We start from the raw sequence: 19954 nt of genomic DNA on the forward strand, positions 1-19954 counted from the left end.
TACGCCATCGCATGGTGCGCCCTCCCCGGTTAGAATGGCGGCACTCCCGAGCCTGCCGCCGCGGCCGGGCCTTCCCGCAACAGCTGAAGGATCTCGTACACGATGAAAATCCTCGTCGCCTACAAGCGCGTGGTGGACTACAACGTCCGCATTCAGGTCAAGCCGGATGGCTCCGGCGTGGTCACCGACGGCGTCAAGCTCTCGCCGAACCCGTTCGACGAAATCGCCCTGGAAGAGGCGTTGCGCCTGCGCGATGCCGGCATCGCCACCGAGGTGGTAGTCGCCACCCTGGCGCCGGCCGATGCGGCCGCGCATCTGCGCAACGGCCTGGCCATGGGCGCCAACCGGGCCATCCACGTGGTGACCGACTCCGCCATCCAGCCGCTGACCGCTGCACGTACCCTGCTCAAGCTGGTCGAGAAGGAACAGCCCGACCTGGTCATCCTGGGCAAACAGGCCATCGACGACGACGCCAACCAGACCGGTCAGATGCTCGCCACGCTGTGGGGCCGTCCGCAGGCGACCTTCGCCGGCAAGCTGGTCGTCGCCGATGGCAAGGCCACCGTGACCCGTGAGGTCGATGCCGGCCTGGAAACGCTGGAAGTGGATCTGCCGGCGGTGATCACCACCGATCTGCGCCTGAACGAGCCGCGCTTCATCAAGCTGCCGGACATCATGAAGGCCAAGAGCAAGCCGCTGGAAACGCTGGCCTTTGCCGACCTGGGCGTCGATGCGCACGACAGCCTCAGCACCACCCACTACGCCGCGCCGTCCAAGCGCAGCCGTGGCGTGATGGTCAAGGACGCCGCCGAACTGGTGGCCGCACTCAAGCAAAAGGGGTTGTTGTAATGGCCAAGATCCTCGTTGTCGCCGAACATCTCAACGGTCAGCTCAATGCGGCCACCGCCAAGACCCTCAGTGCCGCGCTGGCGGTGTCGGCCGAGTCCATCGACATCGTCGTGCTGGCGGCCGATCCGGCTGCGGTTGCCGCCCAGGCCGCGCAGTTGGCAGGCGTCGCACGCGTACTGACGGTGACAAACGCCGCCAACGAACACGCCGTCGCCCAGGTGCTTGGCCCGCAGATCGCACAGCTCGCGGGCCAGGGCTACAGCCATGTGTTCGGCCCCTCCACGACCTTCGGCAAGGATCTGATGCCGGTCGTGGCCGCGCTGCTGGGCGTGAACCAGATCTCCGACCTGATGTCGGTCGAAGATGCCTACACCTTCAAGCGCCCGATCTACGCCGGCAACGCGATCATCACAGTGAAAGCGCCGGCTGATCAGATCGTGGTTGCAACCGTGCGCAGCGCCTCATGGCCGGAAGCGGCAGCCGGCGGCGGTGCGACGGTCGAAGCAGTCACCGTAGATGCCGCGCTGCCCACCCACACCCGCTACGTTGGCCTGGCCGCAGGCAGCTCCGATCGCCCGGACCTGCAGAGCGCCAAGCGCGTGGTCTCCGGTGGCCGCGGCGTTGGCTCGGCCGAGAATTTCCAGCACATCTACAGCCTGGCCGACAAACTCGGCGCCGCCGTGGGCGCCTCGCGCGCTGCCGTGGACGCCGGCTACGTGCCCAACGAGCTACAGGTCGGCCAGACCGGCAAGATCATCGCCCCCGAGCTGTACGTGGCGATCGGCATCAGCGGCGCGATCCAGCATCTGACCGGCATCAAGGACGCAGGGACGATCGTGGCGATCAACAAGGACCCGGAGTCGCCGATCTTCGAGATTGCCGATATCGGGTTGGTGGGGGATCTCTTTACGTTGTTGCCGGAGCTGGAACAGGCTTTGGGCTAATGGCTACGCGCAGGGTTACGACGGCCGCCACAGTGGACGGTATACTGCGCCGTCAACGTGGCGGTGGCACTGCTTGCCGCTTTTTATGATGGGGGCACGCTACGGTCGGAGCGAATGCTGGCCCGGGACGATCGTATAGAGCTGGCGGCCTTGTAGTTGTCCGGCGCTGTGTAAGGACAAAGTCGATAAATGGGAAGTGGTAATTAAGTGATCATCGGTAATGGCCTGCTGGCCAGATCCTTCGCAGCAGATAGGCTCGCTGAGCTCAACGCCACGGTATTCGCCTCCGGGGTGTCCAATTCATCTGAGACCGATCCTGCGGCATTCGAAAGGGAAGCACGTCTGCTGGTCAAGGCCCTGGACGACGCGCGGGGCCGGTTCGTCTACTTCAGCACCTGCAGCGTGACAGACCCCGACCGTGCCGAAACCCATTACGTCCGTCACAAGCTGAAAATGGAACAGCTGATCGCAGAACGGGACGAGTCTCTGATTCTGCGCCTGCCTCAAGTCGTGGGACGCACCGACAACCCTCACACCCTGTCCAACTATCTCGCCAGTGGTATCCGCAACGCAGAACCGTTGCGCATCTGGGTCAAGGCAGTACGCTGCCTGATCGACGTGGAAGATGTCGCCCGATTAACCCTTCATCTGGTTGAGAATCGCCTCGAGAGCAATGCCGTGCTGGATCTGGCTCCGCCAGAAAACGTCACCCTGCTCGAGCTGGTCTCGATGCTGGAGGCCACGCTGGGCAAGAAGGCAACCATCGACTTTGTGGACCGAGGAGGCGGTGCCACGCCTGATTCGGCGCCGTTTGTTCGTTATGCAACTGCCACCGGCATTGATTCCTCCCCCGGATACATCGCCAGGCTGATCCGCAAATACTACGGAACGAGCGATGCAACCTGATATTTCCGTCGTCATCCCGGTCTATGGCAGCGCCACCATCCTGCCCACGCTTGCCGAGAAACTCGAGGAGTCGCTGACTGCGCTCACCGAGAAGTTCGAAGTTGTACTGGTGTACGACTGCAGCCCGGATAGTTCCTGGCAGGTCATAACAGCCCTGTGCGCCTCCCGGCCCTGGTTGAAGGGAGTCCGGCTGCGCAAGAACGCGGGGCAGCACAATGCGTTAATGGCTGGATTCGGTGTGGCACGCGGCCGTTACATCGTCACCATGGATGACGATCTGCAGCACTCGCCCTCCGACATCGGGCGCGTAGTGGCAGAGCTGCGCAATGGAGCGGATGTTTGCTACGTGCAGTTCAAAAGCCGGCGACACGCTCTCTGGAAGCGCCTCGGCAGCCAGTTCAACGACCGCATGGCTTCGTGGCTGCTTGCCAAACCTCGCGGGCTCTATCTTTCGCCATTTCGCGGCTTGATCAGCGAAGTACGTGACGAAATATTGCGCTACGGTGGCCCCTTCGTCTATGTCGATGGGCTTATCGTCCAGAGCACCAGCAATATCACCACCATAGAAGCGGAGCACCACGCCCGAAGCGACGGCAAGTCTGGATACAGCCTGCGCAAATCAATCTCGCTGTGGATGCAGATGGCCACGAGCTTCTCGATCACGCCATTACGGGTCGCGTCGCTGACAGGAATCGTCTCTTCCGGCCTCGGCTTCCTGTGCGCCATCGTGCTGATCTTGCAAAAGCTGCTTTGGCCGCACACCGTCATCGGCTGGACCTCATTGATCGTCGCGGTATTGATCATGGGCGGCATCCAGCTACTCGCGCTGGGCGTGGTGGGCGAATATGTGGGGCGCGTTCTGCTGAACGTCAGCAATCGCCCCCAATACATAAAGGGCCAACAGCTCAACGTAGGCCAAGAGCAAGAGAACGTGCAGTGATACCGCAGCGCCACCGCGCCCTGGCCGCACGCTTTTTGCGTTTTTGCATCGTTGGCGGCGCCAGTACCGTGGCCTTCAGTGCGCTCACCTGGTTGGCTGTATCAAAGCTCGGCATGCAGCCGACCATGGCGACGGCGCTCTGCTACCTGGTGTTGGTGCCAATCAATTTCGTCGCGCACCGCAGCTTCACGTTCGTCTCCTCTGGCCATCTGAGCTCGGAAGGCTTGCGCTTCATTTTGCTGCACAGCTTCAACCTTGCCTTGTCCATCATCGGGATGGGCGTGGCTGTGAACAGTCTGCACTTGCATTACGCGTGGGGCATTGCGTTCTCGGCCGTCGTCGTGCCTGTCGTGGTATTTCTCGTGATGAATTTCTGGGTCTTCAACCGGGACCGACGTCGCGATCACGTCTAAATCCAACCTACGCCGCAACTGCAACCAAACAAGCCATCGAATGTCCAACCTCCTTAACCGCAACGACGTTTCCCAACGCACCATGCTGTTCATCGCTTGCTCCATAGCGATCGTCATGCTGCTTTGGCTTCCCTTCGGCTTCAACATGATGGGGCATATCGAGGAATGGGATCTTCTGAGCCTGTTCACTCGCCACGGCGTGTTCTACGTTGTTGGCGAGGGCGGGCCGCTTCCCACTCACCGCATGCGGCCTCTCATGCTGTTGCCGAATGCGATCGCGTACCAACTATCGCCCAATTCCTTTTTCGCCATGCATCTACTGCAGATGCTGGCCTTGGTGTTAAAGGGCGTTTGCGGCGGAATCATGGGGTGGTGGCTACTGCGCTCGCGGCTCTATGCCGTGTTATTGGCGCTGCTGGTAGTCATCTATCCCGCCGATACGATGCAGCTGTCGTTCCGCTCCTTCCATATCAACTGGTCTGTCGGGTTGGCCTTGGCCAGCGTGATCGGGATCGTGCATGCATATGAAAGTGAACGGATGGCCAGCAGGACCAAAGCGATCCTGTTGTCGCTGCTGTCCACCGCCATGCTCGTCGTCGCCACGCTGATCTACGAGTTGGCGTTGGCATACGCAATCTTGCCCCTGCTGTTGCTGTGGTGTCGGTTGGGGTTGGTGGAAACGATACGGGTGCTGTTACGCCGCTGGCACGTTTCGCTGGTCTGGTGCATCGGCGTCCTGGCTTGTGCGGCTTACATCTACTACGTTGCCAAACACGGCTCGACCTACCAGGGTGACGTGTTGAAGGGTCAGGCGGGTGGTATTGCCCTGCTCAAGGAACGCGCCCACGTGATGTTCTACACGGGCATCGGGCGCAGCGTGGTGGGCGGCTGGATCGACGCGGCGCGGATTCTCTTCGTCGAGTACCGTAGCTTCTGGTATCTCTCAGCCATTGCGTTGATGGCAGTGGCTCTGCTCCGTTACGTGCGCGAGCCTGCGTCAACGCCAACGTCGGGAAAGCACATCGGCGTACTCTGGTCGCTGCGGGTGCTCTTCACTGGCGTGGTGTTTGCTGCCGTCGGTTATCTTCCCTTTCTTGCGTCTCCAGCGCATACCAGCATCAGTCAACGCACCTTCCTTTTCGCTACGCCAGGCGGGGCACTGGCAACGGTGGCTCTGGTCATGCTCCTGTCTGGAGGGCGTCGAACCTTGGCGGTGCTGTTGGGAACCGTGCTGATCGTATTGGGCATGGCGGCGCAGATGTTCCAGTTCCATCACTACGAACAGATCTCCGATACAGAGCGCGAGGTCCTCAAGAACGTGGCGGTAAGCCTGCCGGACATTGCCAACGAGCGCGATCTCCTCATTCTCGATGGCTCCCACCGGATCAATAGCGTTTGGATGCTCCGGGAAAACATGATGAACGCGCTGACGTACTTGTACGGGAAGCCGATCAACCGGGTGCAGATCTGCAATCAGCCTGAGAACGACTGGCAACGCACGGATGAAAGAGGTCGCACCGGCCAATGTGCCGAGTACCCCGACCACTGGGAGTTCAGCTCAGGCGCAACCGTTGATGGGCCCGGCTATACGTCGCCGCCGCAAAGCGTTCTGTATCGCGCAGACAAGAGCACGACGCAGGTCGTACGCATTCCCGAAAACGGCATCGTGCCTCTGGCCAGTGCGCGTAAAGACGAGCTTTCGTTGCGCAACGACACCGTTTCGCGACGTTATCGCGCCATGCTCGCTCCGTCCCCCTGGCTTCTGGCTTTCGATCAGTTCCGCCACAGGGACCAAGAGACCAGCTTCAGGTGGGATTTCGGCCGCTGGTGGAACTTGGATGTGCCTGCACCCGGTCGAGGGTGGCAGGATGCCCAGTGGCAACCCGAAGGTTCCGCAGAACGGGCTTCGTTCTCGTGGAACGTTGTGGAGAATCCGTGGCTTCAATTCCGCCTCAAACCTGCTGGCGGGACATATCGGGTTCGCGGAAAGGTCAGGGCCATTGCGCCCGGGATACACCCCGAGCAGCTCGCCGTTTCAATAAACGACCATGTGATCCCACTACGTTGGATCAATGCCAATGAATTTTATGGGGAATTGCCCTCGTCCTTCCTGAAGAATGGCGACAATCGGGCTACCTTCCTGCTCGCCGTCGATAATCACTCCTACGGAATCGGTATGGCTTTCGATTGGATCAAGGTCGCGCCAATAGAGTCGGCCAACTAAAAGACATGCGCACTCCTTCCCACACCATTAGCCGCCAGGATTCAAAATGATTACCGCAAACCACGGTATTAGGGTTGTCGTGATGGCTGCCGTCTTATGCGTGTTACTTCCTGGCTGTACGGCGAGGGAGACCGAGTCTTCCCTGGATGCCGCTTCGATGAAACCCGCCATGCTTTCGGCAGGTAAGACAGTAGGTCCTGCTGATTTGCGGCCCTTTTTGACAAATGGCTGGTCCAGCGATGAACCATTCGGAGTATGGTCCATCGGCGAAGATTCGGGGCTTTTGGTGCGAATCGAGAAATCGGCGGCAGCGGGCACCCAGCTTGTCTTGCAGGTTGGCGGCCTATGGGCTCCGCAACGCCAATCCATGGAGGTCAGCATTCGGGTCAATGGCGGAAACTGGCAGCATCAAACACTGACAGCATCCGCGCCAGAGCCGCAGCAGATCAGCGTTGCCTTGCCAACGTTGGCGGCTGGCGATGAGGTCAGGGTAGAACTGCACTACGATCGCCCCGCCTCCCCAGTTGAACTTGGACTGTCTTCGGACACGCGTACTCTGGGCATCTCACTCAGGTCTTTGCAGCTGGCAGCCCGCACGCCCTAGTAGCCGCTGGCCATGGTTGGGCAAGCCACCAAGTGCACTTGCACCTGACTCACTAGATGTAGTTGTTGGGCGCCTCTTAACGTGGCTAACAGCGCGCGCGGTGGAGTCATTCAATTTCCAGGTCAACCACTTGGTCGTATGCCTGCCGACCAATCAACAAGCCTGCGTCACGTCAGACTCAACGTGACGCAGGCCATCTGGCCGCATCAATCATCGTACTTCAAGCTTCTCTGCGTCGGCACCGTACATACGCGCAGATAGATCACCAAGCCCAGCAAGCTGTCCACATTCCGCTCGGCCGAGCTTCGCTCAGCTCTCTTCCAGCATCCATTCCAAGGTTTTGCGCAGCGGCGGAGACGTCCAACTTCCTGCAAGTTCCTGCAGCAACCGGTTATCGCCGCATAGCATCTTGACTTCATTGCTACGGACGAACTTCGGATTCACCGAGACTTCCAACGAATGGCCAGTGATCTGTGTGCACAGGTCGATCACGTCCCGAAGGGAATAGGCCGTTCCGGAGCACACATTGACCGTACGACCGATGGCGTCGGATGACTGCAACAGCTTGCCGTAGGCGGATGCCACCGCCCTGACGTCGCCGAAATCACGCGACACATCCAGATTTCCCAACTCGATCCGCGGCTCCCGTCTGACGAAGTGCGAGACGATCTTGGGGATCAGGAAGTTTTCCGCCTGCCCCCTGCCGGTGTAGTTGAACGGCCGGACCACGATGATGGGAAACCGACTCTGCCAAAGCCGAATCACGTACTCCATGCTCAGTTTGCTGATGGCGTAATCGTTTGCCGGCGCCGGGACCACCGACTCGTCCAAGCGTCCCTCCGAGGAGTTGCCATAAACGTTGGCGCTGCTGGCGATAAGCAGGCGCCCAGGCGAGATTGCAGCCTCATCCACTGCCTGCAGCAAGTGGCGCGTACCCACCAGATTTACATTGTAGAAATCATCCGCACTGCCGTGCCCCACAAACGCAAGCGCGGCTAGGTGAATGATGATGTCGGGAGAAGTCTCTTTCAGCACCTCACGCAAAGCATCCTGATCACGCAGGTCGGCCTGGTAATGACGGTCGACCGGCGCCAAGGCGCTGGCCCAGCGCGGTGCGGGCTGATCAGACCCGCCAAGCCCCAGCACTTCGCAGCCCAGGTTTTTTAGTTCATCGGCCACATAGCGGCCGGTAAAACCGGACGCGCCAGTGACCAATACCCGCTTTCCAGCAATATCAGAAGGAAGCACCACGTTCGTTCCTTTTCAGATCTGCTTCCACCATCATTTGGCAAAGCGACTCCAGGCTCGTCTCAGGACGCCAGCCCAGTACGCGTTCGGCCTTTTCTGGATTGCCGATGAGTAATTCCACCTCGGCAGGACGATGGAACTTCGGATTGATTTTCATCACCGTCTTACCCGTCTGCACATCCACAGCAATCTCGTCCACATCACTGTTGCGGAACTCGACATCGATCCCGGCGCCCTTGAACGCCATGCTGACAAAATCACGCACGGTCTCGGTGCGATTCGTCGCAAGCACAAAGGTGTCCGGCTCGTCTGCCTGAAGCATCCGCCACATTCCTTCGACATACTCGCGTGCAAAACCCCAATCCCGCTTCGCGTCGAGATTACCCAGCTCCATGCAGTCCAGCAGGCCGAGTTTGATCTTCGCGACGGAGTCGGTGATCTTGCGCGTCACGAACTCGCGTCCACGCAGTGGGCTTTCGTGATTGAACAAGATGCCGCTCGAACCGAAGATGTCGTAGCTTTCGCGGTAATTAACGGTCATCCAGTGCGCATAAAGCTTGGCCACGCCATAAGGACTACGCGGATAGAACGGCGTGGTCTCGATCTGCGGAACCGCCTGCACCTTGCCGAACATTTCCGAAGTCGACGCCTGGTAAAAACGAATATCCCGATTAACCTGGCGGATCGCTTCGAGCAGGTGAACCGGACCGATACCGGTAATCTGCGCGGTAGTCGTCGGCTGGTCGAACGAAACACCGACGAAACTCTGAGCAGCCAGATTGTAGACCTCTGTGGCGCCAGCGCTTTCAAGCATGCGGATGCTTGAACCCAGATCGGTCAAATCGTATTCGATCAGATGAAGGTTCGGGTGGGCTGCGATTCCCAGCTCCTCGATCCGCCAGAAATTGACGGAACTCGTTCGGCGATAGGTGCCGAACACACGATACCCCTTGTCCAGGAGCAATTGGGCCAGGTAAGCCCCGTCCTGACCAGAGATTCCAGTAATCAACGCAGTCTTCATTAACACAGTCTCTTATTTACGAAATAGTTCCAGTTCCAAGCCTGGCGCAGCAGGCTCGCGTCGATGGCGTTACCGTCACTGCATAGTGAGCGGCTTTCCATCTTTGCCGCAAAGGGTCGGCTTGCCTTGATCTTCGCAGCTATTAAACGGGCCGTAGTCCAACGGCTGGATCTTGTAGTCGCTGTACCATGCGACCGCCTCCTGTACGAGACCGAAGCGCAGCGTGTTGCCTGCCACGGCCTGGGCCGGAACCTCGGCGACGACGTCAGCAGATCCGCCAGCAGGGATACCTTGCGGCGGCAGCGTAGCGCGCACGAACTCCTGTTTTACCATCGCGCCGGCACCATCAACCAGCGAGATAGCGAGGTTGACCGGCATCTTGCCTTTCGAGTTGACCGCGACCTTTCCGGTGTTGGTGACATTGACCACAACTTTCAGGATCTCACCGTTTCTAACCAGCACAGGCTCGGCCGAAACGGCATATTGGGCGCCTACTTGATCCTGCGGGATCGGGGCCGAGATGCCTTCAACTTCCGGAGCCGCCGCCGCAGCAGGCTGCTGTGCGTCAGCTACCGGCTGGGCGGTGTCGTTCGGGGATTTGGAGCAGCCAGTAACAGCGATCGCCGCAGCCAGCGCGATAGCTGCGCCAACGACACGACGGGATTTGTTCATTTTTTTCATGATTGGGGACTTTTTGTGGATAGATAAGATTTTCATGGCGAGGCCGCCTCTACTTGCACGCTGGCCCGCGCAGGCGTGAAGCCCTTGTACTTGAACCAGCAGACAGATTCTTGAACGAGATCAATTTCCAGCTGATACTCCCCGGGAACGTCAGGCGCACGGATAATGATCTCATGGATACCGGATGACGACGGGCGTACTACATCCTCTAGAAAATGACGGGCCTGCTCGACCTGCTCCAGCGAAGGGTCGGACGAATGCCAGAAGTAGCCCAGATATATTCCAAAGGGCTTGATAGTGTGGTCGGACGGGCTGAGCCAGGGGAAGTCCCCCTCATTGGTAAGCTGAACGCGCAAGGGAATCACGTTCGAGGCCTCCACGACGCTGATATCAGCGTCAACAACAGCCGCGGAACCCTGGAATGCCGTGTCAGGCAGGGGCTCTGTATAAGGATACGACCCGACCGTCTCGCCGGTGATCCGCGCATGCGAGTCCAGCTTCTGGTCGTCAAGAACTGCCAACGCCGCATCCACCCAGCGATCCCCCTTCAGGCCGGCGCGAACGTCGATCCGCTGCAGCTCACTGCCGAGCGGGGAGTTGGCGTCCACCCTCATGCTCGCTATCGCGTCTGCCACCCTGTCGCGGAAATCGGAGAAGACGCGATGGGTGCGCAATAGCCGCGCATACTGCTCCGCCGCAGCAATGGGGGCCAACGAAGGCCGTCCTGCCGAATCGGCACATTCCTCAGCCCAGCGGGCATACGACTCGGGATACTGCGCTAGATGCAGCAGCAGTTCCGCCAGCGCGATCACACAGTCATTGTCGGGAACGATCTTTTTTACACATCCGGGAAGCTCGGCATACCAGCCATGGTCGGATACGATTGTCGGAAGTCCGGCCTGCATGGCCTTGGAGACCACAGCAGACGCTTCGCCCATGGTGGGCTGCCGCAAGGCGATCATCAGGTCGGCCCGTTCGAAGACCTTCCAGAAATTTTCGTCGTCGACACGGCCATGGTTGATCAATCGAACGTTACGTAGCCCTGTCAACGCCTCAAGCTGGCTCGCCACCGCAGGCTCGACATCTCCTGCGATCTCCAGCGTGAGCGGCTCGTCCAGCGCCTCGTCGATCATGGCCAGTGCCTGCACAACCCAATCAAAGCGGCGGTTTACCTGACCTCCGCCAAGAAGCGCGATGGTATTCAGCCGGCCGCGGACGCGGTGGGGTGCCACTATCGGATAGAGCTGCGGCACGACCGTGATGGGGAGCCAAGGAAAATCCTTTGCGATCCGGTCCGCAGAGTACCGGGAATGCACGACCATTTCGGTCGCATACTGGGTTGCCACCTGATGCAGCGGATAATCAACTACCTGGGCGCGGCTCCATATCGGCGTGCCGATACGAAGAGCCACCGTTGCGGCTCTGACCTGCGATGTTGAATGCCACTTTTCCAGCAAGCCACCGTAACTGGCACTGTCCAGTCGCCCCGCATCGCTCAATACGCCAGCCGCCATATGGTGAAGCACCAGGTCATGCAAATGCACGATTCCGGGCACGGCTGCCATGAGGGGAAGCATCCAGCCATGGAACGTCGGGTGGTTTCCCATCTGATACACGACGGCGTCTGCCGCGCGCAGACTGGCAACGATCTGCGACGCGCCTTTCTGCTCGACATCCGAAACAGTGACCGTCTCAACCGACAGGCCACAATCACGCAACATGTCGACCAGGCCAGCCGCGTACTCGGCAATGCCGGACCGATCAGGAGGCTGGGGCCCGACCATTGCGACTCGGAACGGAGCACTCAAAGCCTGCTCTCCACGAGGTGACGGATCACGCGGTCCCAGGTGATGGTCTCGCTGAGGCGATGTCCTTCCTCAGCCAGCACGCGAAGCTGGGCGGGTGTCTTGGCATAGCAGTCCAGCAGGCTCTCGGCAATGGCCTCCGGTGTCGGAGCGGTCACCCAGCCGCTGCCCGTGGACCTCACGATACGGCACACTTCGCCGCTGTCATCAACGGTAATCACCGGCTTATGCGCGGCGAAACTTTCGAGAGTCGCGAAACCATAGTCCTCGTCGACTGGCGAATAGAACACCGCGCGGCAATTGGCGATCAGCTCGAGCAAGCGGACATCTTCGATAAAGCCGGCCAGCTCGACCCTGTTTTCCAGGCCCAGCTCGCGCACCAGCGGGGCCAGTGAGCGGGCGTAGTCGCTTGCACCGGTTCCGGCGATGACCACCTTTGCATGTGGTACGTGCTGGGCTGCCCGGATCAACAGGTCCGGCCGCTTCATCGATTCAAGACGACCGATACACAGTACGAAATCCCCGTATTCGCCCGACTTGATGTGTGGCGCCAGCTTGGACGGCGGATACAGCACTTCCGAAGACAGGCCGCAATACTGCTTCAGCCGGTCAGTAACCGTCTGGGAAATTGTAAACCGCGAATCAATGTCGGACAGCATCTCCTTGTCCGACAAACGCAATGCATCGCGCACCGCAGAATCCCTGCTGCTCAAATGGGGCTGATCGAAGCGCGTATGTGCGAGGTCGTAAAGCACCCTGTGCTGGTGCACAAGCCACAGCGTCTTGTTGGCATGCGACGCAGCGTAGGTCGGAAACTTGGTGCAGATGCACAAGTCAATCTTCTGCCCGTTGGCCTCGCTGAGGTCCAGCAGCCGCCAGGAAAGCATCGCAGAGAGGATCTCGGTTTCCGGATACCACTTATAGGGTAGTTGCACCAGCTCAGCGACGACCTGGCGCTGCTTGCCCCACAGATTGATCTGACGCACCAACTCTTCATTGAGGAGCTCGGCGCCTCCGCGAACAAACGGCACCTGCGCGCCAAGTACGATAATTCTTTTCAAAACTGAGTCCCCTTTCGATATTGCCCTTGCCACTGCGATGACTTCCGTGAATTACTGCTCGGGTTTCCTTACTCGGCGCCCGATTTGGTCGAGCGCGGCCAGCCGCTTCTCCAGCGCAGCATCAGCAGGACTTGGCAGGTCCTCGCCATAAGCGATGGCATTGGTCGGTTCCGTCTTTCTGGGCACCATCTGTGCCAAAGGTTCATCTCGCCTAAGCACCTTGGTGGTCACCCATCTCAGCGGCGCAGTAACGCGCCACGAACGACTGGTATGGAAATCGGCAATGAGCCCCTCTAATCCACCGACAATGTACTCAAGTTCGCGAATCCGAGCACGCGACGTTTCCACGTCCTGATTGCGCTGCGACAGATTGGCCTGCAGCTCATTCAGCCGACGCCGATCGTGTTCGCCGGATGTTTCAGAGCGCTCAATCCGCTGCAGGAGGGAATCCACATTGGATTGAAGCTCCACAACCTTGGCTTCCAGGCGTTCATTGGACAACCGCTTTTCAGCCGCTTCTTCCTGCAACTGGTCTCGTTCCGCCGTCAGCCTGCCGACATCGGCTGCCAACAACTCCGCGAGCTCGCGGGCGCGCTGCCGTTCTTCCAGCTCAACCTTAAGTTCGGTGATGCGACGGGAGAGCTCCAGGTTGTTGGCCTCGAACGTTGCAGCGCGCGCCTGCAGTTCGGCGGCCTGTTCGCGGAACCCGTCCCTGCCCGCCTCAGCCTCAAAGGCTCGACTCTCCATTGCCGCTGCCTGCTCACTCAACTGGCCAGTGCTTTTTTCCAGGACTTTCGCACGCTCCTCGAGCTCTTTCGCGTGTTCTTCGAGTTCCTTGGACCACTCGGCCATGCGCAGGCTGTTCCCCTCCAGATCGTGATAACGGTGAGCCGCCATCTCGATCTCGGCCTGAAGCGCGACAAGCTTCTCCTGTGCCTGCTGCGAGTCGTCGAGAACGCGCGCCAGCGAAGACTCGCTTGCCATCAATGCGGCGTGTTCGTGCTCGCTCTGTGTAGACAGTGCACGCACATATCCGCTGTAGGTGCGCAGGGATCGCTGCAGGTACTGATAGATCGACATCCACTCCGGCACTTCATCGGATACCGACTCCGGCAACGCCAGATTGTCCTGTAGCTCCTTGAAGGTCCAGTGCGTCTGTGCTCGCCCGAACAAGCGAATGAATGCATTCCGATACCGGAAAGGCAGCGACATCAGGTCTAGCGCAGGCTCTCGGCTCGGGCTGGTAGGCACGATATGACGTTCGAGAATCTCCTTCACAGTAATCAGGAAAGCCAGCAGCGGATCGTCCAGCCAGGAACTATCCGTCGCTTCGGAAGAAATGGCACCGTAATCAATCAGGACAGCATCCCCGTCCCGGGTCATGAGCACGTTCCAGCAGCGCACATCGTTGTGATACAGACCCGCGCGCTCAAGCGCCACGAGCTGATCCAACAGTTCCGATACGACCCGGTCGGCATCGTAGAGCGTCTCGTCGTCAATCAGCTCCGACAGCAGGCGACCCTTCATCATCTCCCTGGCAAGGAAAAGGTCGGAGCGGTCATCCAGCGCTGCAATCAGCCGGGGAGCACGATAACCGTCGGGTGGGTTTCGAAGAAAATCGACCTCATTATGGAACTCCTTGAGATTGATCTCCGCGCGGTCGCCCATGCCGAGCGTCATCTTCTTCACAAATACGCCGTCGCCGAAGTAATAGCGCCTGCTGTATTGGTGGGTGCCCCTGCCATGGGCATGCGATTCGCCTGACCACGAATTGAATTTCCCAACGACCTCGTCCACATACCACAGCCTGCTGCTCGCAAAATACAGCGGCCGCGCGATCGCCGACAGGTGAGTCGTCTGCCGGGACAACAACCGGGTAAAGGAATAGCCAGCCAGCAGTTCCGCTGGATCGCTAGGCAAAGAGGCGGCCCAATAGAGCGGCTCCTCGCGCAAGGCCATCTCAAAGATGCCCGCTTCGGTGGAATCGGCAAGCTTTTGACACAACCTGCGGACGCGCTCAACGCCCTGGGCATGCACCAGGTGGTGGAACACGCTCAGACCCAGCACCAGGTCGTATTCCCTGTCTTCAAGCCGCTCGATCACTTCCTCGACCGTTGCATGTTCGAAGCTGGCTTCAAGTGCAGGGTTGTCGCTAGCAAGCGCTTGGCACAGCGCAATGTTCCGATCAAGGAAATCCACACCATGCACCCGGTGGCCTTCGGCGGCCAGGCTCAGGGAGAAAAAACCCTGAGCACAGCCGAAGTCGAGCACGCGGAGTGGGCGTCCAAGCGCGTCATGCATTCGCTTCGCGCATTGGGCAATCAGCACGAGTCTGTCTTCGCACCCCCTTGAGCTTCCCTCCGAAAGTTCCGGGTGCCCGAAGATCGGCTGGTACTTTTCCGGCAGCGCCGTCACCAGCGCGCTGATACTTTCTGATTCGGTCATGACTCTTTGATCTTTGAGTTGATATGAAAACGCCAGAGGCTCATGCAGATGCCTCCACGATCTCGAAATCTGCCTTGAGGTCCATCATTCCCCAGAACAACATGGCTCTGGCGACATCGAGCACGATCGAGTCATAACGTCTGTCCAATGGCACCAATTCGGTCAGCGGGTCGCCACTGGACACGCCCAGCGACACCAGATAATTCGCTTCATTCAGGTCCAGCGGCATGGTGAACTTGCAGACGATTACATCGCCAGCCTTGACGGCCATGCCTACTCTTCCCTCACTGGACAGGAAGGAGTTGGTCCCGTACAGAAATAATCCTTCGAGCGTTTTTACGAGAAAGCCTGGAACAACATTATCGAAATCGCGGTCAAACGCGATCTTCACATAGAACGCCGTCCTTGAGCCGCTCTCCAGCCGCGGCGGAAACTCCTGCCCTTCGCTGACAACCACGTAATCGAGGATTCTTGCGCCACCATGTCCCCAACGGTGCTCATTTGCGTTGTAGTAGGGCCGGGTGTGAAACACATCTTCGCTGCCGCCGGCCATCGCCTGCGGCGCGTCCTTGGTATCGGCCTGGAGTGAGGCGGGCTTCTGACCAAACAGCTCGTCCAGATAAAGATTGGATACATCGCGGGAGGGTCCGTCGGCATAAACCCGGCCTTCCTTGATCAGGATTGCACGATCGCAATGCTTGACGATATCACCCGCCGAATGGCTAACGAGAATGAGGGTCGTGCCTTCGTCCTTAAATGACTGGATGCGTTTGAAACATTTGGCCTGGAAGTACGCATCGCCCACCGACAATGCCTCGTCGACAATCAGGATGTCGGGACGAAAAGCAGTAGCAACAGCGAAGGCAACACGCACCTGCATGCCGCTGGAATAGGTACGCACCGGTTCATCAAAGTACTCTCCGATCTCAGCGAAATCCTGGATCTGTGGCAATACTGCATCGATCTGATCGCGCGCGTATCCCATCAGGCCTGCGGAGTGGCGCGCGTTCTCCCGCCCACTGAGCTCAGGATTGAACCCCATGCCAAGTTCCAGGATCGCGGCAATACGCCCGCGACGCACGATTCGCCCCTCGGTAGGCTGGGAAGTTCCCGTGATCAGCTTGAGCAGCGTGCTTTTGCCGGCACCATTGCGTCCCATGATGCCGATCGACTCGCCGGCAGCAATCGAAAAACCGACGTCTCTCAGAACCCAGTGCTCCTCGCGTGGCTTGACCTGCAGACCGAACCAGCTGGCGGCACGCAGCCATTCGCTGCCCCAGACGCGATAGGATTTCCCCAGTCCTTCAACCGTCAACATTGCGCTCATAGTGCATCCACCATTTCCGCGCTTGCGCGGCGGAAAACTACCAGAGACAAAGCGCCCAGCACCGCTGTCGCCGCCATCAACGGGAGAAGGTCGATCCACTCGGGAGAGCGCCCGTAAAGTAGGACCTGCTGATATGCGCTGACGAGCGGAAACAGCGGGTTGAGCTTGAACAATTGCTGCGTCTGCTCTGGAAGGATATCGATGGTGTAGACGATAGGTGTCACCCAGAACATTGCCTGCAGAACGACCGGTACAACTTGCCCAATGTCGCGCACGAAGACATTGAAGACGCCAAGTAGCAGTCCGATCGACATCGCAAAAGCCAGCGTCAGCAGCATCAGCAGCGGCAGCCACGCTGCTTGCGGCCCCAACGTGTGCCCCAAAATAGCGAAAACGATGAAGATCGCCAGGAATAGCAGAAGGTTGTTCACCATAACGGTGCCACCTGCAATGAGTGGAAGACAGATCCGGGGAAAGGCCTGCTTCTTCATGAGATTGCCGTTATCCACAAACAACGAAGCACATTTACCGATGCATTCGGCAAACAGGGTCCAGCAAAGCGTTCCGGCCATCAGGTACAGCGCGTAAGCAAACTTGTTGTTGACACCGGGCAGCTTCGCCGCAAGAACCTCAGAGAGGATCGTCGCAAAGATCAGTACCTGCATGAGCGGATGGATGATCATCCACAATGCGCCCAGCTTGCTCTGCACAAAACGGAGACGCAGATCGTTCCTGATCGACGACAGGATGAAGTAACGGAAGGCCCATACGGACCGGATCATGTCCAACGTTGCTACCTCAGAAATTGTTCAGCACTTTGTTGAAGCAGGTGCACGCAAATCGATGCATGCCTGGTTAAGGCCACAATGTTGCCTGTGCGGTCAGTCCATTACTTCGGTTACTTCCGCGACCTTTGCCAACAGGTGTCGCGCCGCACGCTCTGGTGAAAGTCGCAAGCGGATATCGTCTCTTGCCGCCATGCCCAGCGCGCGCGCTCGCTCTGGATCGTCGGCAAGGCGACGCATGGCATCAGCTGCACTTTCAATTCGCGGCTCGGCCCAGCGCGCGCCGTTCGAATCGGGATACTGCCCGTCAACTGAGACCAAATCGTACTCTACAAGACACGAGTTGCTCTCGGTCATGAATTCCATATTGCCCGACCATCCGGTAGCAATGACGGGCTTACCCAGCGACATGCACTCGGCAAGCCCCAGTCCGAAACCTTCAGCACGATGCAACGAAACATAGACGTCGCAGCATCGCTGAAGTGCACGCACATGCATTTTGTCGATCACCTCGTCACGTAACAGAATCCGTGAATCTCCCATCACAAGTGTGAGGAGTTCACGCATCTGCTCCAGGTGCATGTGGCCGTTGCTTGACTTCAAAACGAGACGAACATCGTCACGGTCGCGTGGGAATGCCTGTTGAAATGCATGCACAACGGCTTGGGGATTCTTTCTGGTGACAAAAGAATGAAAGTCGAAAGTGAAAAGAAAGACGAACTTGTCGACTTCCAGCCCGAAGTCATGCCTCTGCAGACCACTATCGCGGCAGTCGGACAACGGCAGAGGCAGCCGCATGATCGGCTTGTCTGTGATGCGTCGGAAGGCGTTCTCGATGAACTGTGAGGCAACCATGATCTCGTCCACTAGCGCGATGGCACCTAGCCAGCTCTGGGGAACCACTTCAAGCTCCCAGAACCAGCAGGCGATCACGTAGTGCCCCTTCATTCTCGCGCGACCGACGTGCTCGAACGCGGCCTCCAGGTAGTCAGGATTCACGAACACGACGGTAACCCGGTGCGGCATGCGCTGATCAATGAATCCATCCATGCTCCGGTCCTGGCAGGAGTGTGGCTGCCCTATTTCCAGGTCATACAACGACACTGGAACCCCTGCATTGATGAGCGCGCGCGCATACATCCTGGCACTCTCTGCCAACCCGAACTCGCCGCGAATATAGCCAAGGATATTGATTCCCGCTGACGCATCGAACGTGGGCGGGACGCTCTCTTTCTCGACCCGCCAAGACGCATCGTTGCCAGTTGGGGCTTGCTCCCAGGCATCCGTGCGCTGGAAGCGCGTCTGGACGATGGAGCGGGCGGACAGAGCTGCCGATACGCGATCGCGCAAACTGCGCGGAAACAACCGATAGATGCCTTGCAGCCAGGACTGCTGACGTACCCATGCCTGCAGGTGAAGTCCTGCCAGCCCGGTTCGCCAGGAAGCAGAGATGCCCTGACGTTGCGGAGACGCCGTCATGGAGAACCGGAAGCCTCGAGCGCCCGCTCCAAATCCACCTTCAAATCCCCAACATCCTCAATCCCCACACTCAGCCGCACCAGCGCATCGCTGATACCAAGCTGCGCGCGGCGCTCGACCGGAATGGAGGCATGCGTCATAACCGCAGGATGATTCACCAGACTTTCCACGCCGCCGAGCGATTCGGCCAAGGTGAAGAGTTCAGTGCGTTCGCAAAAGTGCCTGGCCGCCTCGAAGCCGCCTTTGAGGACGATCGAGACAATGCCGCCGAAGCCGGTCATCTGTGTCTTCGCCAGTGCGTGCTGCGGGTGCGAGGTCAGGCCGGGGTAAATCACCTTTTCGATCGCGGGGTGGGTTTCCAGCCACTGCGCCAGCGCCAGGGCGTTCTCGCAATGCGCGCGCATGCGCAGCGGCAGGGTCTTGAGGCCGCGCAGGGCGAGGAAGCTGTCGAACGGGCCTTGCACGCCGCCGATGGAGTTCTGCAGGAACGCCAGTTGCTCGGCCAGTTCTGCGTTGTCGCCGACCACTGCGATGCCGCCGACCATGTCGGAGTGGCCGTTGAGGTACTTGGTGGCCGAGTGCACGACGATGTCGGCGCCCAGCGCTAGCGGGCGCTGCAGCATCGGCGAGGCGAAGGTGTTGTCGACCACGATCAGCAGGCCGTGCTTGCGCGCGATGGCAGCAATGGCGGCGATGTCGACCAGCTTGAGCATCGGGTTGGTCGGGGTTTCGATCCACACCACCTTGGTGTCGGGGCGGATCGCCGCTTCGAAGGCGGCCGGGTCGGTCAGGTCGACGAAGCTGAAATCCAGGCCGGCGGTGCGGCGACGCACGCGCTCGAACAGGCGGAAGGTGCCGCCATACAGGTCGTCCATCGCTACGACGTGGCTGCCGGCATCCAGCAGTTCCATCACGGTGGAGGTGGCGGCCATGCCGGAGGCGAACGCGAACGCGCGCGTGCCGCCTTCCAGCGCGGCGACGCAGCGCTCATAGGCGAAACGCGTGGGGTTGTGGGTGCGCGAGTACTCGAAGCCCTGATGCTCGCCCGGGCTGGACTGCGCATAGGTGGACGTCGCGTAGATCGGCGGCATCACCGCCCCGGTGCTGGGGTCCGGCGACTGCCCTCCATGGATCGCCAGCGTGGCAAGCGAGAGTTCGCGCGCGCCATCGTGGCTGGGTGTGGTGCGATTGGACATGGAGGTTCCCGGAAAAAGTGGCGAAT

General features: G+C 59.4%; 17 protein-coding genes. 7 read left to right on the forward strand and 10 right to left on the reverse strand.

Going from position 1 to position 19954, the window contains the following annotated elements:
• The first annotated feature begins 102 nt into the window (after positions 1–102).
• The 7 genes from FFY45_RS18885 (at position 103) to FFY45_RS18915 (ending at position 6880) form a co-directional block, all read left to right on the forward strand.
• A complete protein-coding gene (locus FFY45_RS18885; RefSeq protein ID WP_104549286.1) occupies positions 103–849 on the forward strand; it encodes an electron transfer flavoprotein subunit beta/FixA family protein in 747 nt (248 codons plus the stop codon).
• Positions 849–1793, forward strand: a complete 945-nt coding sequence (locus tag FFY45_RS18890) for an electron transfer flavoprotein subunit alpha/FixB family protein (RefSeq protein ID WP_176341606.1) — start codon at positions 849–851, stop codon at positions 1791–1793. The genes FFY45_RS18885 and FFY45_RS18890 overlap by 1 nt, the downstream gene beginning before the upstream one ends.
• Positions 1794–2000: 207 nt before the next feature.
• Complete coding sequence (locus FFY45_RS18895; RefSeq protein WP_023902511.1) at positions 2001–2699, forward strand: NAD-dependent epimerase/dehydratase family protein; 699 nt, start codon at positions 2001–2003, stop codon at positions 2697–2699.
• Entirely contained in the window at positions 2689–3639 is a 951-nt protein-coding gene (locus FFY45_RS18900) for a glycosyltransferase family 2 protein (protein WP_023902510.1), read from the forward strand. Before FFY45_RS18895 ends, FFY45_RS18900 begins: the two co-directional genes overlap by 11 nt.
• Positions 3636–4052: a GtrA family protein gene (locus FFY45_RS18905; RefSeq protein ID WP_023902509.1), complete on the forward strand. Its 417-nt coding sequence runs from the start codon at positions 3636–3638 to the stop codon at positions 4050–4052. The genes FFY45_RS18900 and FFY45_RS18905 overlap by 4 nt, the downstream gene beginning before the upstream one ends.
• Positions 4053–4092: 40 nt before the next feature.
• Positions 4093–6276, forward strand: a complete 2184-nt coding sequence (locus tag FFY45_RS18910) for a hypothetical protein (RefSeq protein WP_176341607.1) — start codon at positions 4093–4095, stop codon at positions 6274–6276.
• Positions 6277–6322: 46 nt separating this feature from the next.
• The gene (locus tag FFY45_RS18915) at positions 6323–6880 is read left to right on the forward strand and encodes a hypothetical protein (protein ID WP_176341608.1); all 558 of its coding nucleotides are present in this window, start codon (positions 6323–6325) and stop codon (positions 6878–6880) included.
• Between the two features lie 309 nt (positions 6881–7189).
• Here FFY45_RS18915 and FFY45_RS18920 read toward each other — a convergent pair whose 3' ends face one another.
• The 10 genes from FFY45_RS18920 to FFY45_RS18965 all read right to left on the reverse strand — a co-directional run bounded on the left by FFY45_RS18920 (position 7190) and on the right by FFY45_RS18965 (position 19928).
• Positions 7190–8131, reverse strand: coding sequence for an NAD-dependent epimerase/dehydratase family protein (locus tag FFY45_RS18920; protein ID WP_176341609.1), 942 nt, complete (start codon positions 8129–8131; stop codon positions 7190–7192).
• A complete protein-coding gene (gene gmd / locus FFY45_RS18925) occupies positions 8115–9149 on the reverse strand; it encodes a GDP-mannose 4,6-dehydratase (protein WP_002814017.1) in 1035 nt (344 codons plus the stop codon). The genes FFY45_RS18920 and gmd overlap by 17 nt, the downstream gene beginning before the upstream one ends.
• 75 nt (positions 9150–9224) lie before the next feature.
• Positions 9225–9866 (reverse strand): glycosyltransferase, encoded by a 642-nt coding sequence (locus FFY45_RS18930; RefSeq protein WP_255172072.1) that lies wholly within the window; start codon positions 9864–9866, stop codon positions 9225–9227.
• Positions 9863–11614 (reverse strand): glycosyltransferase, encoded by a 1752-nt coding sequence (locus FFY45_RS18935; RefSeq protein WP_176341610.1) that lies wholly within the window; start codon positions 11612–11614, stop codon positions 9863–9865. The genes FFY45_RS18930 and FFY45_RS18935 overlap by 4 nt, the downstream gene beginning before the upstream one ends.
• Before the next feature lie 20 nt (positions 11615–11634).
• Positions 11635–12696: a glycosyltransferase family 4 protein gene (locus FFY45_RS18940; protein WP_176341611.1), complete on the reverse strand. Its 1062-nt coding sequence runs from the start codon at positions 12694–12696 to the stop codon at positions 11635–11637.
• 51 nt (positions 12697–12747) lie between these two features.
• Positions 12748–15141 (reverse strand): methyltransferase domain-containing protein, encoded by a 2394-nt coding sequence (locus tag FFY45_RS18945; protein ID WP_176341612.1) that lies wholly within the window; start codon positions 15139–15141, stop codon positions 12748–12750.
• Between the two features lie 40 nt (positions 15142–15181).
• On the reverse strand, positions 15182–16468 hold the full coding sequence (locus FFY45_RS18950; RefSeq protein WP_023902502.1) for an ABC transporter ATP-binding protein: 1287 nt from the start codon (positions 16466–16468) through the stop codon (positions 15182–15184).
• The gene (locus FFY45_RS18955; RefSeq protein ID WP_023902501.1) at positions 16465–17250 is read right to left on the reverse strand and encodes an ABC transporter permease; all 786 of its coding nucleotides are present in this window, start codon (positions 17248–17250) and stop codon (positions 16465–16467) included. The genes FFY45_RS18950 and FFY45_RS18955 overlap by 4 nt, the downstream gene beginning before the upstream one ends.
• A gap of 99 nt (positions 17251–17349) precedes the next feature.
• Positions 17350–18732, reverse strand: a complete 1383-nt coding sequence (locus FFY45_RS18960; RefSeq protein ID WP_176341613.1) for a glycosyltransferase family 4 protein — start codon at positions 18730–18732, stop codon at positions 17350–17352.
• Positions 18729–19928 (reverse strand): cystathionine gamma-synthase, encoded by a 1200-nt coding sequence (locus FFY45_RS18965; protein WP_176341614.1) that lies wholly within the window; start codon positions 19926–19928, stop codon positions 18729–18731. Before FFY45_RS18965 ends, FFY45_RS18960 begins: the two co-directional genes overlap by 4 nt.
• Positions 19929–19954 lie beyond the last annotated feature (26 nt).

The organism is Xanthomonas hortorum (genome assembly GCF_011305375.1).
In the GTDB taxonomy this organism is placed as follows: Bacteria; Pseudomonadota; Gammaproteobacteria; order Xanthomonadales; family Xanthomonadaceae; genus Xanthomonas; species Xanthomonas hortorum_E.

Bases quoted from the DNA above. Each gene is read 5' to 3' on its own strand.
- FFY45_RS18900 (WP_023902510.1), top strand. From the start codon at position 2,689: ATGCAACCTGATATTTCCGTCGTCATCCCGGTCTATGGCAGCGCCACC.
- FFY45_RS18935 (WP_176341610.1), bottom strand. From the start codon at position 11,614: ATGGTCGGGCCCCAGCCTCCTGATCGGTCCGGCATTGCCGAGTACGCG.
- FFY45_RS18955 (WP_023902501.1), bottom strand. From the start codon at position 17,250: ATGATCCGGTCCGTATGGGCCTTCCGTTACTTCATCCTGTCGTCGATC.
- FFY45_RS18930 (WP_255172072.1), bottom strand. From the start codon at position 9,866: ATGAAAATCTTATCTATCCACAAAAAGTCCCCAATCATGAAAAAAATG.
- FFY45_RS18960 (WP_176341613.1), bottom strand. From the start codon at position 18,732: ATGACGGCGTCTCCGCAACGTCAGGGCATCTCTGCTTCCTGGCGAACC.
- FFY45_RS18950 (WP_023902502.1), bottom strand. From the start codon at position 16,468: ATGAGCGCAATGTTGACGGTTGAAGGACTGGGGAAATCCTATCGCGTC.
- gmd (WP_002814017.1), bottom strand. From the start codon at position 9,149: ATGAAGACTGCGTTGATTACTGGAATCTCTGGTCAGGACGGGGCTTAC.
- FFY45_RS18915 (WP_176341608.1), top strand. From the start codon at position 6,323: ATGATTACCGCAAACCACGGTATTAGGGTTGTCGTGATGGCTGCCGTC.
- FFY45_RS18910 (WP_176341607.1), top strand. From the start codon at position 4,093: ATGTCCAACCTCCTTAACCGCAACGACGTTTCCCAACGCACCATGCTG.
- FFY45_RS18945 (WP_176341612.1), bottom strand. From the start codon at position 15,141: ATGACCGAATCAGAAAGTATCAGCGCGCTGGTGACGGCGCTGCCGGAA.
- FFY45_RS18890 (WP_176341606.1), top strand. From the start codon at position 849: ATGGCCAAGATCCTCGTTGTCGCCGAACATCTCAACGGTCAGCTCAAT.
- FFY45_RS18965 (WP_176341614.1), bottom strand. From the start codon at position 19,928: ATGTCCAATCGCACCACACCCAGCCACGATGGCGCGCGCGAACTCTCG.
- FFY45_RS18885 (WP_104549286.1), top strand. From the start codon at position 103: ATGAAAATCCTCGTCGCCTACAAGCGCGTGGTGGACTACAACGTCCGC.